This window comes from Rhizorhabdus sp. GW822-FHT03C02, from assembly GCF_058801765.1.
Window position 1 is genome coordinate 40,583 of record NZ_JBXANN010000006.1, and the last position, 16,502, is coordinate 57,084.

A 16,502-nucleotide genomic window follows, 5' to 3' on the forward strand; every position below is an offset into this window, starting at 1 on the left:
CGGCTCCATATTTCGGAAGAGAGAAGCGCCTGATGCTCGCCACCCTCCAGAAACTCGAAGCGAAGCGCGCCGCGGCCCGGCTCGGCGGCGGACAGGCGCGGATCGACACCCAGCACAAGAAGGGCAAGCTCACCGCGCGCGAGCGCATCGAGGTGCTGCTCGACGACGAATCGTTCGAGGAGCTCGACATGTATGTCGAGCATAATTGCACCGATTTCGGGATGGAGCAGGAGCATATCCCGGGCGATGGCGTCGTCACCGGGTCGGGCACGATCAACGGCCGGCTGGTGTTCGTGTTCAGCCAGGACTTCACCGTCTATGGCGGCGCGCTGTCCGAACGCCACGCCCAGAAGATCTGCAAGATCATGGACATGGCGATGAAGGTCGGCGCGCCGGTGATCGGCATGAACGATTCGGGCGGCGCCCGAATCCAGGAAGGCGTCGCCTCGCTCGGCGGCTATGCCGAGGTGTTCCAGCGCAACATCCTCGCCTCGGGCGTGGTCCCGCAGATCAGCCTGATCATGGGGCCCTGCGCGGGTGGCGCGGTCTATTCGCCGGCGATGACCGACTTCATCTTCATGGTGAAGGACAGCTCGTTCATGTTCGTGACCGGCCCCGACGTGGTCAAGACCGTCACCAACGAGGTCGTCACCCAGGAACAGCTCGGCGGTGCGGTCACCCACACCACCAAGTCGTCGGTCGCCGACAATGCGTTCGAGAACGATATCGAGGCGCTGCTCGCGACCCGCGATTTCTTCGACTATCTGCCGCTGTCGAACCGCGATGCGCTGCCGGTGCGGCCGACCGACGATCCCTGGGACCGGCTCGACGCCAGCCTCGACACGCTGATCCCCGACAATGCCAACAAGCCCTACGACATGAAGGAGCTGATCGCGAAGGTCGTCGACGAGGGCGATTTCTTCGAGGTCCAGCCGGGCCATGCCCCGAACATCGTCGTCGGTTTCGGCCGGATCGAGGGGCGCCCGATCGGCATCGTCGCCAACCAGCCGCTGGCGATGGCGGGCGTGCTCGACATCAACTCGTCGAAGAAGGCCGCGCGCTTCGTGCGCTTCTGCGACGCGTTCGACATCCCGATCGTCACCTTCGTCGACGTCCCCGGCTTCCTGCCCGGCACCGCGCAGGAGCATAACGGCATCATCAAGCATGGCGCCAAGCTGCTCTTCGCTTATGGCGAGGCGACCGTTCCCAAGATCACCGTCATCACCCGCAAGGCCTATGGCGGCGCCTATGACGTGATGAGCTCGAAGCATCTGCGCGGCGACCTCAACTATGCCTGGCCGACCGCCGAGATCGCGGTGATGGGCGCCAAGGGTGCGGTCGAGATCATCTTCCGCAAGGAGGCCGGCGACCCCGAGAAGCTCGCCGCGCGCACCAAGGAATATGAGGACCGCTTCGCCAACCCGTTCGTCGCCGCGTCGAAGGGTTTCATCGACGAGGTGATCATGCCGCATTCGACCCGCCGCCGGATCGCGCTCGGCCTGCGCAAGCTCAAGAACAAGAGCCTCGAGAATCCCTGGAAGAAGCACGACAACATCCCGCTGTGAGGCGCCGCCGCGGGGGTATCCCGCGGCATGGATGACGATGTTGGAGAGGTAGGATCATGAAACTCGGCCGCTTGAACCATATCGGCGTCGCGACGCCTTCGCTGGTGGACAGCATCGCCTTCTATCGCGACGTGATGGGCGCGACGAAGATCCACGAACCGTTCGATCTGCCCGCGCAGGGGGTGAAGGTGTGCTTCGTCGACACCCCCGGCGAGAACGGCACCGCCGGCACCCAGATCGAGCTGATCGAGCCGTTCGACGAGACCAGCCCGATCGCCGGCTTCATCAAGGCCAATCCGGCGGGCGGCCAGCATCATATGTGCTATGAGGTCCCCGACATCCATGTCGCCCGCGAGGAGTTTCTCGCGCTGGGCAAGCGGGTGCTCGGCGAGCCGCGGATCGGCGCGCACGGCACGCTGATCTTCTTCGTCCACCCCAAGGATATGGGCGGGGTGCTGACCGAAATCATGGAAACGCCCAAGGGCGCGCACTGAGCAGCGGTAGAAGGCAGTAGAGACATGACTGACAAGACTCTGGCCGACTGGCAGGCCGCCGCCGCGAAAGAGGTCAAGGGCAAGGACCTGACCTGGCAGACCCCCGAGGGTATCGCGGTCAAGCCGCTCTACACCGCCGAGGATGTCGAGGGGATCGATCCGGGCCTGCCCGGCTATGCCCCCTTCACCCGCGGCGTGCGCGCGTCGATGTATGCCGGGCGTCCGTGGACGATCCGCCAATATGCCGGTTTCTCGACCGCCGAGGCCTCGAACGCCTTCTATCACCGCAACCTCAAGGCGGGCCAGAAGGGCCTGTCGGTCGCCTTCGACCTCGCCACCCATCGCGGCTATGACAGCGACCATGCCCGGGTGACCGGCGATGTCGGCAAGGCCGGGGTCGCGATCGACACGATCGACGACATGAAGATCCTGTTCGACGGCATTCCGCTCGACAAGATGTCGGTGTCGATGACGATGAACGGCGCGGTGATCCCGATCCTCGCCTTCTTCATCGTCGCCGGCGAGGAACAGGGCGTGCCGCGCGCGCAGCTCGACGGGACCATCCAGAACGACATCCTCAAGGAGTTCATGGTCCGCAACACCTATATCTACCCGCCCGAACCCTCGATGCGGATCATCTCGGACATCTTCGGCTACACCTCGCGCGAGATGCCGAAGTTCAATTCGATCTCGATCTCGGGCTATCATATGCAGGAAGCCGGGGCGACGCAGGTCCAGGAGCTGGCCTTCACGATCGCCGACGGCCAGGAATATGTGAAATATGGCGTGGCCTCGGGCCTCGACATCGACGCCTTCGCCGGCCGCCTGTCCTTCTTCTTCGCGATCGGCATGAACTTCTTCATGGAGATCGCCAAGCTGCGCGCGGCGCGGGTGCTGTGGCATCGGGTGATGACCAATCTCGGCGCCAAGGACGAGCGCTCGAAGATGCTGCGCACCCATTGCCAGACCTCGGGCGTGTCGCTGACCGAGCAGGATCCGTACAACAACGTCATGCGCACCACGATCGAGGCGATGGCGGCGATGCTGGGCGGCACCCAGTCGCTCCACACCAATGCGCTCGACGAGGCGATCGCGCTGCCGACCGACTTTTCGGCCCGGATCGCGCGCAACACCCAGATCGTGATCCAGGAAGAGACGGGGATGACCAAGGTCGTCGATCCGCTCGGCGGCTCCTATTATGTCGAGGCGCTCACCCAGGAGCTGGTCGACAAGGCCTGGGCGATCATCGAGAAGGTCGAGGCCGATGGCGGCATGGCCAAGGCCGTGGCCGCGGGCTGGCCCAAGGCGATGATCGAGGAGGCCTCGGCGGCCAAGGCGGCGCGGATCGACCGTGTCGAAGAGGTCATCGTCGGCGTCAACAAATATAAGCTGGCGCAGGAAGACCCGATCGACATCCTCGACGTCGACAATGTCGCTGTCCGCGAGTCGCAGATCGCCCGCATCGCCAAGGTGAAGGCCGGCCGCGACGAAGCCGCCTGCCAGGCCGCGCTCGATGCGTTGCGCGAAGGTGCGCGCGGCACCGCCAACCTGCTCGAACTCGCGGTCGAGGCGGCGCGCCACCGCGCGACCCTCGGCGAGATTTCGGCGGCGATGGAGGATGTGTTCGGGCGCTATGGCACCAACCCGACCCCGGTGAAGGGCGTTTATGGCGGCGCCTATGGCGACGATCCGCGCTGGACCGGGCTGATCGACGGGGTCGACGCGATCGAGCGCCGCAAGGGGCGCAAGCCCAAGCTGTTCGTCGCCAAGATGGGCCAGGACGGCCATGACCGCGGCGCCAATCTGGTGTCGTCGGCGTTCGGCGATCTCGGCTTCGACGTCGTCGCCGGGCCGCTGTTCCAGACCCCGAAGGAAGCCGCGGAGCTGGCGATCAAGGCCGATGTCGACGTGGTCGGCGCCTCGTCGCTCGCTGCCGGTCACAAGACGCTGATCCCCGAGCTGATCGGCCATCTGCGCGATGCCGGCCGCAGCGATATCAAGGTGATCGCCGGCGGGGTCATCCCCGCGCAGGATTATCAGACGCTGCGCGACGCGGGGGTCCAGGCGATCTTCGGCCCGGGCACCAACCTGGTTGCGGCGGCGGCCGAAGTGCTCCAGTTGCTCGGCCATAACCAGCCCCCCGAGGGCGTCGATGAGGCCGCCGAGTGATGATCCGTAATGACTGGACCCGCGAACAGATCGCCGCGCTGTTCGACCTGCCGTTCAACGACCTGCTGTGGCAGGCGCAGGGCGTGCACCGCCAATATCATGACGCCAACGCCGTCCAGCTTTCGACCCTGTTGTCGATCAAGACCGGCGGTTGCGCCGAGAATTGCGGCTATTGCAGCCAGGCGGCGGGCAACGACACCGACCTGAAGGCCACCAAGCTGATGCAGGTCGAGGAGGTGCTGTCGGCGGCACGCGAGGCGAAGGCCGGCGGTTCCGAGCGCTTCTGCATGGGCGCGGCCTGGCGCAGCCCCAAGGATCGCGACATGGATGCGATCGTCGCGATGGTCGAGGGCGTCAAGGCGATGGGGCTCGAGACCTGCATGACCCTGGGCATGCTCAGCGACAGCCAGACCGAGCGCCTCGCCGAGGCGGGGCTCGATTATTACAACCATAATCTCGACACCTCGCCCGAATATTATGGCGATGTCGTCACCACCCGGACCTATGACGACCGGCTGCAGACGCTCGAGCGCGTCCGCGGCGCCGGCATCAACGTCTGCTGTGGCGGGATCGTCGGCATGGGCGAGAGCCGCGCCGACCGGGTCGGCTTTCTCCATGCGCTCGCGACCCTGCCCGAGCATCCGGGCAGCGTGCCGATCAACGAGCTGGTGCCGATCGAAGGCACCCCGCTCGGCGATATGCTCAAGGGCGTGCCGACCTCGCAGATCGACGAGATCGAATTCGTCCGTACCGTCGCGGTCGCGCGCATCACCATGCCCGGCTCGGTCGTCCGTCTGTCGGCCGGCCGCGAGAGCATGTCCGACGCGACCCAGGCGCTGTGCTTCATGGCCGGCGCCAACTCGATCTTTACCGGCGATCGCCTGCTCACCACCGGCAATGCCGGCGGCGACAGCGATGCGAAACTCTTCGCGAAGCTGGGCTTGAAACCTTCGCTGGCGAGCGCGCACGAGCCGCACGCCATCGCGGCTGAATGACTCTGAAGGGGCACTGATGTTCAAGAAGATCCTGATCGCCAATCGCGGCGAAATCGCTTGCCGCGTGATCAAGACCGCGAAGAAGATGGGCATCAAGACGGTCGCGGTCTATTCGGACGCCGATGCGCGCGCGCCGCATGTCGAGATGGCCGACGAGGCGGTGCATATCGGCCCGCCGCCGGCCTCCGAATCCTATCTGATCGCCGATCGGATCATCCAGGCGTGCAAGGACACCGGCGCCGAGGCGGTCCATCCGGGCTATGGCTTCCTCTCCGAGCGGACCAGCTTCGCCCAGGCGCTCGAGGACGCCGGCATCGCCTTCATCGGCCCACCGATCGGCGCGATCGCGGCGATGGGCGACAAGATCGAATCGAAGAAGCTGGCCAAGGAAGCCGGGGTCAACGTCGTCCCCGGCTATGTCGGCGAGATCGATTCGACCGATCATGCGGTCGAGATCGCCAACGGCATCGGCTATCCGGTGATGATGAAGGCCTCGGCCGGCGGCGGCGGCAAGGGCATGCGCCTGGCCTATAGCGAGAAGGACGTCCGCGAAGGCTTCGAGGCGACCAAGCGCGAAGGCCTCGCCAGCTTCGGCGACGACCGCGTGTTCATCGAGAAGTTCATCGAGAGCCCGCGCCACATCGAGATCCAGGTGCTCGGCGACAAGCACGGCAACACCCTCTACCTGAACGAGCGCGAATGCTCGATCCAGCGTCGTCACCAGAAGGTCGTCGAGGAGGCGCCGTCACCCTTCGTCACTCCAGAGATGCGCAAGGCGATGGGCGAGCAGGCGGTGATGCTGTCGAAAGCGGTCGGCTATTACAGCGCCGGCACCGTCGAACTGATCGTCAGCGGCGCCGACACCACCGGCCAGGGCTTCTACTTCCTCGAAATGAACACCCGCCTGCAGGTCGAGCATCCGGTGACCGAGATGATCACCGGCCTCGACCTGGTCGAGCAGATGATCCGCGTCGCCTATGGCGAGAAGCTGGCGATCACCCAGGCCGATGTCGGCATCAACGGCTGGTCGGTCGAGAACCGGGTCTATGCCGAGGATCCCTATCGCGGCTTCCTGCCGTCGACCGGGCGCCTCGTGCGCTATCGGCCGCCGGCCGAGGCCGACAATGTGCGCGTCGACGACGGTGTCTATGAAGGCTCCGAAATCTCGATGTTCTACGACCCGATGATAGCCAAGCTGATCACCTGGGCGCCGACCCGCGAGGAGGCGATCGACAAGCAGGTCACCGCGCTCGACCGGTTCGAGCTCGAAGGGATCGGCCACAACATCGATTTCCTGTCGGCGCTGATGCAGCATCCGCGCTTCCGTTCGGGCAACATCACCACCGGCTTCATCGCCGAGGAATATCCCGAGGGCTTCGTCGGGGCACCGGCGGGGGCGCGGCTGACCGTCAAGCTGGCGGCGATCGCGGCATTGGTCGCCACCGCCGACGCCGCGCGCGCCGCGCAGATCGACGGGCGCCTCAACGGCCCGGCCGAGCCGCCGAGCAGCTGGGTCGTGCGCCTCGACGGCGCCGAACATCGGGTCGAGCTCGAAGGCGAGGCGGTGACCGTCGACGGCACCGCGGTCGTCGTCGATGCGCCCTATGTCCCGGGGCAGCGGCTGGTCGAGGCGGTGGTCGACGGCGAGACGCTGTCGGTCAAGGTCGAGCGCAAGCGCACCAGCTGGAAATTCACCGCGCGCGGCGCCAGCCATGTCGTGCAGGTGCTGACCCCGAAGGTCGCCGATCTCAGCCGGCACATGATCGAGAAGATCCCGCCCGACATGTCGCGTTTCCTGCTCTGTCCGATGCCGGGGCTGGTGACGACGATCTACGTCAAGGAAGGCGACAGGGTCGAGGCCGGCCAGCCGCTCGCGGTGGTCGAGGCGATGAAGATGGAGAATATCCTGCGCGCCGAGAAGGCGGGCACCGTCAAGACGGTGAGCGCGGCGGCGGGCGAAAGCCTCGCCGTCGACGCGGTGATCCTCGAATTCGAATGAGCGTGAAACGGGGAGCCCGGGGTCGGGCGCCCCGTTAACCAATGTCTTTAACGGGGCGTTGGGCGTGTCTTGATATTCCGGCTCCGGAACAGGGGGAATCGCCCCGGGTACGGAGATCGACATGGCACGCACGCTGATCCGCAATTTCACCTTCGCCGCTGCGGCGCTGCTGGCGGCGCCGGCGCTCGCGGCCCCCGCGCCCAATTGGGCCGATCAGCTGAGCCAGTCGCTGTTCGCGCAGCAACAGCAACAGCCCGTCCATGTCACCCAGGCGGCCGACGCCAAGTCGGGCGCACAGGTCGTCGAGATTTCGGCCGACGGCACCGTCAGCATCGCGATGGCATCGCCCGCGCGCGCGACCCAGGTCGCGCAGGCCGGCAGCACCGTCGCCAGCCCGCACTGACCCAAACACCTCCCGTTCGCGTCGAGCGAAGTCGAGACGCCGGGCGTGATATTGCCCGGGGTGTCTCGACTACGCTCGACACGAAAGGTTGAAAGAGAATGATCCCGGCGTCAGCCGCCGAGCTTCGCCGCCGCCGCTGCCCGCTTCGTGATCTCGGCGACGTCGGGTGCGCCCGCGGGCACGATCCACGATCCGCCGACGCACAGCACCGCGTCGAGCGCGAGCCAGTCGGGGGCGGTCACTTCGGTGATGCCGCCGGTCGGGCAGAAGCGCGCCTTGTAGAGCGGGGCCGCGAGCGATTTGAGCGCCGGGATCCCGCCATTGGTGGTCGCCGGGAAGAATTTGAAATGGGTCAGCCCCATGTCGAGCCCGCGCATGATGTCGCTGGCATTGGCGGTGCCGGGCAGGAAGGGCACGCCGCTGTCGATCGCCGCACGGCCGAGCGGCTCGGTCAGCCCCGGCGAGACGATGAACTGCGCGCCGGCGTCGAGCGCCGCCTTGAGGTCGTCGGGGTTGAGCACGGTGCCGGCACCGACTACCGCGCCTTCGACCTTCGCCATTTCGCGGATCACCTCGAGCGCCGAGTCGGTGCGCAGCGTCACCTCGAGCGCGCGCAGGCCGCCCGCGACCAGCGCCTCGGCGATCGGGCGGGCATGCGCGGCATCATGGACCACCAGCACCGGGATGACCGGCGCGAGCCCCATAACCTGTTCGACGTTCATAATTTGTCCTCCTGATAGGCTGCGGCGGCGCCGAGCAGGCCGGGTTCGTCGTGCACCGCCAGCCGGATCGGAAACTCGGCCATGCGTTGCTCGAAGCGGCCCTTGGCGCGGAACCGGTCGTTGAACAGCGGGCCGGCGAGCCGGCCGCGGATGCGGTTGGAAAGCCCGCCGGTGACGACGATCGCATTGGCGCCGTGCGCGAGCGCGAGATCGCCGGCGATCGATCCGAACGCCATCACGAAACGGTCGAGCGCCTGCGCCGCCAGCCGGTCGTCGACCCCGGTCGCCGCCGCCCACAATGCGGCATCGTCGCGCGGCACGATCGCCTCGTTGCCGATCAGCGCCAGCGTCTCGTGAATCTCGGCCAGCCCCGGCCCCGACACGATCCGTTCGGTCGAGACCCGGCGGTGGCGCTCGCGCAGCCGCTGGAGCAGGCGCTCCTCGAAGCCGTCGAGCGCCGCGAAGTCGAGATGACCGCCTTCGGTGGCCAGCACGATTCGGCGGCCATCGCGACGCAGCAGCTGGGCGACGCCAAGACCCGTGCCCGGCCCGATTACGGTGGTGACCCCCGATTCCGGAAGCGGGCCCTCGGGACCGCCCAGATAGACGAGTTCGCTGTCGTCGAGCACGCCGACTGCCGCCGCCATCGCCGCGAAATCGTTGAGCAACTCGACCGGGCCGTCGATCTCCAGCTCGTCGGCGAGCGTCGCCGGGCGGATTGTCCAGCTGTTGTTGGTGAAGCGGATCAGCTCACCCTCGACCGGTCCCGCGATCGCGATGCTCGCCGCGCATGGCAGCCGGCGGCCGCTGTCGCGCTCGAAGGCGCGCCACGCGCTCGGCAGGTCGGGATATTCGGCCGTCCGATATTTGCGAGTCTCGCCGAGCTTCGGGCGCGGCCCGCCGCCCAGTTCGGCCAAGGCGAAGCGCGCATGGGTGCCGCCCAGATCGACTGCGACGATATCCATGCGCCTAGAGGCCCGCCGCCGCGAGCATCGCCGACCCGCCCTGTTCGGCGCCGTCGGCGCCGTGGCGCATGAAGGCGAACAATTCGCGCCCGGTGCCGAGCGCGGGGGGCGGGGCCTGGGCGGGTTCGCGCGCGGCGAACTCGGCCTCGTCGACCAGCAGGGTCAGGCTGCCCTGTTCGGCGTCGAGCCGGATCATGTCGCCGTCGCGCACCCGCGCCAGCGGACCGCCGCCGAGCGCCTCGGGGGTGAAATGGATCGCCGCGGGCACCTTGCCTGAGGCGCCCGACATCCGCCCGTCGGTAACCAGTGCGACCCGGAAGCCCTTGTCCTGCAGCACCCCGAGCTGCGGGGTGAGCTTGTGGAGTTCGGGCATGCCGTTGGCGCGGGGGCCCTGGAAGCGGACGACGACGACGACGTCCTGCTCGAGCTCGCCCGCCTTGAACGCCTTGCCGACATCGTCCTGGTCTTCGAACACCCGCGCCGGCGCCTCGATCACCCAGCGCGATGGATCGACCGCGCTGGTCTTGATCACGCCGCGACCGAGATTGCCCTGGAGCAGCCGCATGCCGCCATCGGGCTGGAAGGGGTTGGAGGCCGGGCGCAGCATCGCCTCGTCGCGCGAGGCCGCGGGGGCCGGATCCCAGACCAGCTTGCCGTCGTCGAGCCGGGGTTCCTGCGCATAGGCTGACAGGTCGTCGCCGGCGACGGTCATGATATCGCCGTGGAGCAGGCCGTTTTCGAGCAAGGTGGCGATCGTGTAGGCCATGCCGCCGGCGGCGTGGAACACGTTCACGTCACCCGATCCGTTCGGATAGACCCGCGCGATCAGCGGCACCGCCGCCGACAGCCGGTCGAGATCCTCCCAATCGAAAATGATTCCCGCCGCGCGGGCGATCGCCGGCAAGTGGATCGCATGGTTGGTCGATCCGCCGGTGGCGAGCAGGCCGACCGCGGCGTTGACGATCGCCTTCTCGTCGACGCACAGCCCCAGCGGGCGATAGTCGTTGCCGTCCCAGCCGATCTCGGCGAGCCGGTGGACTGCGGCGCGGGTCAGTTCCTGGCGCAGCTTGGTGCCCGGATTGACGAAGGCGGCGCCGGGCATGTGCAGGCCCATCACCTCCATCATCATCTGGTTCGAATTGGCGGTGCCGTAGAAGGTGCAGGTGCCCGCCGAATGATAGGAGGCCGATTCGGCGTCGAGCAGTTCGTCTTCGCCGATCTTGCCCTCGGCATAGAGCTGGCGGACGCGGACCTTCTCCTTGTTGGCGAGGCCCGACGGCATCGGCCCGGCGGGGATCAGGATCGACGGCAGATGGCCGAAGCGCAGCGCCCCGATCAGCAGCCCGGGGACGATCTTGTCGCAGATGCCGAGCAGCGCGGTGCCCTCGAACATGCCGTGGCTCAGCCCGATCACCGTCGACATCGCGATCGCATCGCGGCTGAACAGCGACAATTCCATGCCGCGCTGGCCCTGGGTCACCCCGTCGCACATCGCCGGCACGCCGCCCGCGACCTGCGCGGTGATGCCGACTTCGCGCGCATAGACCTTCATCTGCTCGGGGTAGCGGCCATAAGGCTGATGCGCCGACAGCATGTCGTTATACGCGGTGACGATACCGAGGTTCATCGCCTTGCCGCCGCGGATCGCGATCTTGTCCTCGCCGGCGGCGGCGAAGCCATGGGCGAGGTTGCCGCAGGCGAGGTTGGGCCGGTCGACGCCGCTTTCGCGCTCGCGCCGGATCAGGTCCAGATAGGCACGGCGGGTCGGCGCCGATCGCTCGACGATCCGGGCGGTGACCGATTCGACGGCGGGGTGGAGGCTCATGATGCGCTTCCTTGGCTGACTTTGCAGGACGTGGGACGACGGGAATCAACCGGCGACTCGAAAAGTCGCGGAAAAAAGATGTTAGCCGGAGCCGGCTTCGCCTCCAATTGGGCGAAGCCGGCGCCGGGCGAGACGCTTATTCGCTCCAGTGGATGTCGATCGCCTGTTCGGCCTCGGCGAGGACGCGGCCGACCGGCACCGTCGACGAGGCGCCATCCTTGATCGCGCGCTCGAGGACCTTCTTCTTGTCCTTGCCGGTGAGCACGATCATCAGCGTGCGCGCCGACAGGATCGCGGCCTTGGTAAGGGTCACCCGTGCGACCGGCGCCTCGGCCGGCAGCGGTTCGGGCAGGACGCCGGCGGCGCGGCGGACCTTGGGGCCGTTGAGCGCCTCGTCGAGGTCCGGGCCGGGGAAGATCGACGCGGTGTGGCCATCGGCGCCGACCCCGAGCCAGACGAGATCGGGCGGCCAGTGGAGTTCCTGCAGCCGCGCATCGGCGGCCTTGCCGGCCATGCGGTGGTCGGCGGCCTTGTCGGTGGTGATCGGCAGCACCCGCGCGCCCTTGGGCAGGAAGACCTTGGCGATCATCGCCGCGTTCGACAGCGGATCGGTCATCGGCACCAGCCGGTCGTCGGTCGGGATGATCGTCACCCGCTTCCAGTCGATCTTCGCCTTGGCGAGTTTCGCGAAGATCGGTTCGGGAGTCTTGCCGCCGGGCAGCGCGATCAGCGCCTGGCCGCGCGCGTCGAGCGCGCTTTCGATGATGAACCCGACATCGCCCGCCACCGCTTCGGCCAGTTCGTCGGCATCCTCATAGTCCCACCATTCGGCTTCTATCATTACGTCAGTCCTCGAAAATTCAATCGTGCCAGGTCACGCCGTCGCGCTCGGTAAGCGCGATCGCGGCCGAAGGGCCCCAGGTGCCGGCGGTGTAGGGTTTGGGCTTCATTGCATTGGCCGTCCACCCGTCGCGAATCGCATCGACCCATTCCCATTGCGCTTCGACCTCGTCGCGGCGAACGAACAATGTCTGATCGCCTTCGATCAGGTCGAGCAGCAGCCGTTCATAGGCGATGCGGCGGCGGCTGTCGGCGAAAGCGTTGGGCATTGCAATATCGAGCGGCACTTCGCGCAGGCGGATGCCGTCGCGGTCGAGACCCGGCTCCTTCGACATCAGCAACAGGCGGACATTCTCATCGGGCTGCAAACGGATGATCAGCCGGTTGGGTTGCAGCACCGCGCCGCGCGCGTCGAAGATCGAATGGGGTACGCCCTTGAACTGGATCAGGATTTCGGACTGGCGGCTGGGCAGCCGCTTGCCGGTGCGCAGGTAGAAGGGCACGCCCTTCCACCGCCAATTGTCGATATTCGCCTTGATCGCGACGAAGGTCTCGGTGTTCGACGGCTTGCCCAGTTCGTCGGCATAGCCCGGCACCGCGCCGCCGGCGACCGCACCGGCGCCATATTGGCCGATGACGGTGTGGGTCGACGCGGTCATCCGGTCGATCTTGCGCAGCGAGCGCAGCACCTTGACCTTTTCGTCGCGGACCGAGGTCGAATCGAAATGGGCGGGCGGCTCCATCGCCACCAGCGCGAGCAGCTGGAGCATGTGATTCTGCAGCATGTCGCGGATCGCGCCGGCGCCGTCGTAGAAGCTGACCCGGCCTTCGAGCCCGACCGTTTCCGATACGGTGATCTGGACATGATCGATACCGCCGGCCTTCCACAGCGGCTCGAACAGCGCATTGGCGAAGCGCAGCGCCAGCAGGTTCTGGACAGTTTCCTTGCCCAGATAATGGTCGATGCGGAAGATCCGGTCCTCGGGGAAGACGCTCGCCACCGCATCGTTGATCACCCGGCTCGATGCGAGGTCGTAGCCGAGCGGCTTTTCGAGGCCGATCCGGACATTGTCGCCGGCGAGCCCTGCCGCGGCCAACCCGGCGATCGTCGATCCGAACAGCGACGGCGCGGTCGACAGGAAGATCGACAGTCCGCCCGCGGTCGACCCCACCACCTCGGCGAGCGCGGCGAAATCCTTCGGATCGGAGGCGTCGGCGGGCACATAGCGCAGCCGGGTCAGGAAGGCGGCCAGCGCCTCGTCGCTCATCCGCTCGGCCGGGACATATTGCTGGAGCGCGTCGGCGGCCTTCTCGCGAAATTCCTCCTCGGTCATCACCGACCGGGCGGTGCAGATGATCGCGAGATCCGGCGCCAGCAGCCCGTCGCCGGCCAGTCCGAACAGCGACGGCAACAGCATCCTGTATGACAAATCCCCGGTCGCACCGAACAGGAGAAGCTTCTGACTCGCGGCTGGCACTGGGCGTTTCCCCTTTAAATCGGCCCCTTATATCGGGAGCGTCACGGTCACTTGTAGCAAAAGCGTAAGCGAGTGGTAGCCGCTGCGTCGCACCGCTGCGTTACCGATCGCTGACAATCGGTGATCGGGATGGACTTCGTCGATGACAAGCGAAAGACGGCTCAGCGTTCGGCTCGCACAGGACGCCGGCGATATCGAAGCGGCCCAGGCGTTGCGCTATCGGATTTTCGTCGATGATATGGGCGCCAAACTCGCCGGCGCCCGCGACGGTCGCGACATCGATCCCTATGACGCGCTGTGCGATCACCTGCTGGTCGAGGATCATGCGGTGGCCGGGGCGCCGGTGGTCGGTACCTACCGGCTGCTGCGCCAGAGCGTCGCCGACCGGCATGACGGCTTCTACTCGGCGCATGAATTCGATCTCGGGTCGATCGTCACCCATGCCCGGCGCGAGGGCGTCGAACTGCTCGAACTCGGCCGCTCGTGCGTCGATCCCGCCTATCGCGATGCCGGCACGATCCAGCTGCTGTGGCGCGCGATCGCCCAATATCTGCGTGCGCACCGGATCGGCTACATGTTCGGCTGCGCCAGCTTCACGGGGACCGATCCGGTCGAGCATGAGGCGGCGCTGTCGCTGCTCGCGCACGACTTCGCGGCGCCGCCCGAGCTCAGGGCGCGGGTGATCGGCGCGCACGGCATCGACATGGCGCGGCTGCCGATCGGCGGCTATGATCCGCGCCTCGCGCAACGCCGGCTGCCGCCGTTGATCAAGGCCTATCTGCGGGTCGGCGCCCAGATCGGCGAGGGCGCCTATATCGATCATGATTTCAACAGCATCGACGTGTTCGTGACGGTGCCGGTCGCGGGTATCACCGCGCGCTACGCCGACCGGTTCGAGGTCGCCGCCTGAACCGGCTTGACGGCTGATGGCGGGCGGATGATGGCGACGGGGTGATCCCGCGCCGCCATGTCCCTGCCTTCGTGGCGCTTGCTCTCGTCCCCATCCTTGGCCCGCCCGTGCTCGGCCCAAGCGTCGCGATCGCCGCCGACGACGAGATCGTCGTCACCGGCCAGGGGCTCGGCGGCAGTCCGGGCGACGCCGCCTATGACATCGTCGCGATCGACCGCGACCGGCTGGTGATGTCGGCGAGCGGGCGGATCGAGGATGTGCTGCGCGACGTCGCAGGTTTCCAGCAGTTCCGGCGTTCGGATTCGCGATCGGCGCATCCGACCAGCCAGGGCGCGACGCTGCGCGGTCTCGGCGGCAATGCCGCGACCCGGGCGCTGATCCTGCTCGACGGGGTGCCGATGGTCGATCCGTTCGGCGGTTGGGTCGGCTGGGCGGGGCTCGATCCGGCGCGGATCGGCCATGTCCGGGTGACGCGCGGCGGCGGCAGCGGGGTGTTCGGCCCCGGCGCACTGGCGGGTACGATCGAATTGTCGAGTCTGACCCCCGATGAGGCGCCCGGGCTGATCGCCGGCCTCAGCCATGGCAGCCGCGATTCGGTCGATGGCGATGCCAGCCTGACCCAACGGCTCGGCGGCGGCTTCGCGACCCTGTCGGCGGGCTATGCGCGCGGCGACGGCTTCGTGCCCGTCGTCGCCGACAGCCGCGGACCGATCGACCGGCCCGCCTTTTACGAGCAGAGCCGCGCATCGGCGCGCGCGGTGTTCCCGGTTGGAGGCGATACCGAGCTTCAGACGAGTGGCAGCTTCCTGCTCGACCGCCGCGACCGCGGGGTGCCCTTCACCGGCAACGCCAATCTCGCGCTCGACGCGAGCATGCGGCTGGTCGGCAAGGGCAATTGGGGCTGGGAGGCGACCGGCTGGCTGCAGCAGCGCGAATTTTCGAGTGGCTTCGCCAGTATCGGCGCGGGCCGCGCAACCGTCAGCGAATCGCTCGACCAATATCGCGTGCCTGCGACCGGCGCGGGCGGGCGATTCGAGGTTCGGCCCCCGCTCGGATCGGCCGTCGTGCTGCGAACGGGGGGCGACGTGCGCCATGTCGACGGGCGCACCCAGGAGTTCGTCCTGTCGAGCAATGTTCATCGCAAGGCGGGCGGCGAGCAGACGGTCGCTGGCGCCTTCGCCGATCTGTCGGTCGAACCCTCGCCCGCACTGACCTTGACCGCGAGCGGGCGGATCGATCGCTGGTCGCTCGATCATGGCTTCCGCAGCGAATATAACCGCGCGACCGGGGCGGCGATCATCGCGAACACGCTCGGCTATGTCGATCGTTCCGGGTCCGAGCCGACCGCGCGGGCCGGCATCGCCTGGAAGGCGGCCGGGGCCGTCACTCTGCGCGCGGCGGCTTACACGGGTTGGCGGTTGCCCACGCTCAATGAACTCTACCGCCCTTTCCGTGCGGGCAACGACACCACCAACGCGAACCCGGCGCTCGATCCCGAACGGGTCAAGGGCGTCGAGGCCGGGGCAGCCTATCAGCCGCTGCCCGGCTGGCGGTTGGGGGTGACCGCGTTCTGGAACCGGCTCGACGACGCGATCGCCAATGTCACCGATGCCGGATCGACGACGGTGCGCACCCGACGCAACCTCGATGCGATCCGCAGTCGCGGGATCGAGGTCGATGCGAGTGCCGCGATCGCCGACTGGCGACTCGCCGCAAGCTGGTCGCATGTCGATGCGCGGGTCGGCGGATCGGGACTGGCCGCCGCACTCGACGGGCTGCAGCCGGCGCAGACTCCGCGCGATCAGGCGAGCGCCTCGGTCGAGTGGGGCCGCCCGGGCCGGCTGCGGCTGGGAACGACATTGCGCTATGTCGGCCGCCAATATGAGGACGACCTCAACAGCCGTTCGCTCGACGATGCGCTGACCGTCGATGCGGTCGCGACGCTGCCGGTCGGCCATGGCGTGACCCTCGAACTGCGCGGCGAGAATATCGCCGATGCCGAGGTCCAGGCGACGGTCGGCGCCGACGGCGTGGTCGAACGCGCGACCCCGCGCACGGTCTGGATCGGTTTTCGCTATGCGCTGCATTGAGCCGCCATATCTACCGGGCAACCGGCGGCGCTTGCACGGCGCGACCC

13 protein-coding genes are annotated in these 16,502 nt (G+C 67.4%); 8 read left to right on the forward strand and 5 right to left on the reverse strand.

The annotated features are described in order from the left end of the window. The first annotated feature begins 32 nt into the window (after positions 1-32). From AC1RM6_RS16295 to AC1RM6_RS16320, 6 genes are all read left to right on the forward strand, one after another. Positions 33-1,565, forward strand: a complete 1,533-nt coding sequence (locus AC1RM6_RS16295; protein ID WP_493103031.1) for an acyl-CoA carboxylase subunit beta — start codon at positions 33-35, stop codon at positions 1,563-1,565. Positions 1,566-1,621: 56 nt separating this feature from the next. Beyond that, entirely contained in the window at positions 1,622-2,059 is a 438-nt protein-coding gene (mce, locus tag AC1RM6_RS16300; RefSeq protein WP_493103033.1) for a methylmalonyl-CoA epimerase, read from the forward strand. A 24-nt stretch (positions 2,060-2,083) separates the two neighbouring features. After that, complete coding sequence (gene scpA / locus AC1RM6_RS16305) at positions 2,084-4,228, forward strand: methylmalonyl-CoA mutase (protein ID WP_493103035.1); 2,145 nt, start codon at positions 2,084-2,086, stop codon at positions 4,226-4,228. After that, positions 4,228-5,223 (forward strand): biotin synthase BioB, encoded by a 996-nt coding sequence (gene bioB, locus AC1RM6_RS16310; protein ID WP_493103036.1) that lies wholly within the window; start codon positions 4,228-4,230, stop codon positions 5,221-5,223. Before scpA ends, bioB begins: the two co-directional genes overlap by 1 nt. A 16-nt stretch (positions 5,224-5,239) precedes the next feature. Beyond that, on the forward strand, positions 5,240-7,222 hold the full coding sequence (locus AC1RM6_RS16315; protein ID WP_493103037.1) for an acetyl-CoA carboxylase biotin carboxylase subunit: 1,983 nt from the start codon (positions 5,240-5,242) through the stop codon (positions 7,220-7,222). Between the two features lie 121 nt (positions 7,223-7,343). Next, complete coding sequence (locus AC1RM6_RS16320) at positions 7,344-7,625, forward strand: hypothetical protein (protein WP_493103039.1); 282 nt, start codon at positions 7,344-7,346, stop codon at positions 7,623-7,625. Positions 7,626-7,735: 110 nt separating this feature from the next. Here the strand turns inward: AC1RM6_RS16320 and eda are convergent, their stop codons facing one another. From eda to zwf, 5 genes are all read right to left on the reverse strand, one after another. Further along, positions 7,736-8,347: a bifunctional 4-hydroxy-2-oxoglutarate aldolase/2-dehydro-3-deoxy-phosphogluconate aldolase gene (eda, locus tag AC1RM6_RS16325; protein WP_493103041.1), complete on the reverse strand. Its 612-nt coding sequence runs from the start codon at positions 8,345-8,347 to the stop codon at positions 7,736-7,738. After that, entirely contained in the window at positions 8,344-9,312 is a 969-nt protein-coding gene (locus AC1RM6_RS16330) for a glucokinase (protein ID WP_493103043.1), read from the reverse strand. Before AC1RM6_RS16330 ends, eda begins: the two co-directional genes overlap by 4 nt. Positions 9,313-9,316: 4 nt before the next feature. Beyond that, on the reverse strand, positions 9,317-11,137 hold the full coding sequence (gene edd, locus AC1RM6_RS16335; RefSeq protein ID WP_493103045.1) for a phosphogluconate dehydratase: 1,821 nt from the start codon (positions 11,135-11,137) through the stop codon (positions 9,317-9,319). A 136-nt stretch (positions 11,138-11,273) separates the two neighbouring features. Beyond that, on the reverse strand, positions 11,274-11,978 hold the full coding sequence (pgl, locus tag AC1RM6_RS16340) for a 6-phosphogluconolactonase (protein ID WP_493103047.1): 705 nt from the start codon (positions 11,976-11,978) through the stop codon (positions 11,274-11,276). A 19-nt stretch (positions 11,979-11,997) separates the two neighbouring features. Further along, positions 11,998-13,455: a glucose-6-phosphate dehydrogenase gene (gene zwf, locus AC1RM6_RS16345; protein ID WP_493103049.1), complete on the reverse strand. Its 1,458-nt coding sequence runs from the start codon at positions 13,453-13,455 to the stop codon at positions 11,998-12,000. 142 nt (positions 13,456-13,597) lie between these two features. Between zwf and AC1RM6_RS16350 the strand changes: the two genes are divergently transcribed. Further along, entirely contained in the window at positions 13,598-14,365 is a 768-nt protein-coding gene (locus AC1RM6_RS16350; RefSeq protein WP_493103051.1) for a GNAT family N-acetyltransferase, read from the forward strand. A gap of 107 nt (positions 14,366-14,472) precedes the next feature. Next, positions 14,473-16,455: a TonB-dependent receptor gene (locus tag AC1RM6_RS16355; RefSeq protein WP_493103053.1), complete on the forward strand. Its 1,983-nt coding sequence runs from the start codon at positions 14,473-14,475 to the stop codon at positions 16,453-16,455. Positions 16,456-16,502 lie beyond the last annotated feature (47 nt).

Bases quoted from the DNA above. Each gene is read 5' to 3' on its own strand.
- bioB (WP_493103036.1), top strand. From the start codon at position 4,228: ATGATCCGTAATGACTGGACCCGCGAACAGATCGCCGCGCTGTTCGAC.
- mce (WP_493103033.1), top strand. From the start codon at position 1,622: ATGAAACTCGGCCGCTTGAACCATATCGGCGTCGCGACGCCTTCGCTG.
- AC1RM6_RS16350 (WP_493103051.1), top strand. From the start codon at position 13,598: ATGACAAGCGAAAGACGGCTCAGCGTTCGGCTCGCACAGGACGCCGGC.
- AC1RM6_RS16320 (WP_493103039.1), top strand. From the start codon at position 7,344: ATGGCACGCACGCTGATCCGCAATTTCACCTTCGCCGCTGCGGCGCTG.
- eda (WP_493103041.1), bottom strand. From the start codon at position 8,347: ATGAACGTCGAACAGGTTATGGGGCTCGCGCCGGTCATCCCGGTGCTG.
- edd (WP_493103045.1), bottom strand. From the start codon at position 11,137: ATGAGCCTCCACCCCGCCGTCGAATCGGTCACCGCCCGGATCGTCGAG.
- AC1RM6_RS16295 (WP_493103031.1), top strand. From the start codon at position 33: ATGCTCGCCACCCTCCAGAAACTCGAAGCGAAGCGCGCCGCGGCCCGG.
- AC1RM6_RS16330 (WP_493103043.1), bottom strand. From the start codon at position 9,312: ATGGATATCGTCGCAGTCGATCTGGGCGGCACCCATGCGCGCTTCGCC.
- AC1RM6_RS16315 (WP_493103037.1), top strand. From the start codon at position 5,240: ATGTTCAAGAAGATCCTGATCGCCAATCGCGGCGAAATCGCTTGCCGC.
- scpA (WP_493103035.1), top strand. From the start codon at position 2,084: ATGACTGACAAGACTCTGGCCGACTGGCAGGCCGCCGCCGCGAAAGAG.
- pgl (WP_493103047.1), bottom strand. From the start codon at position 11,978: ATGATAGAAGCCGAATGGTGGGACTATGAGGATGCCGACGAACTGGCC.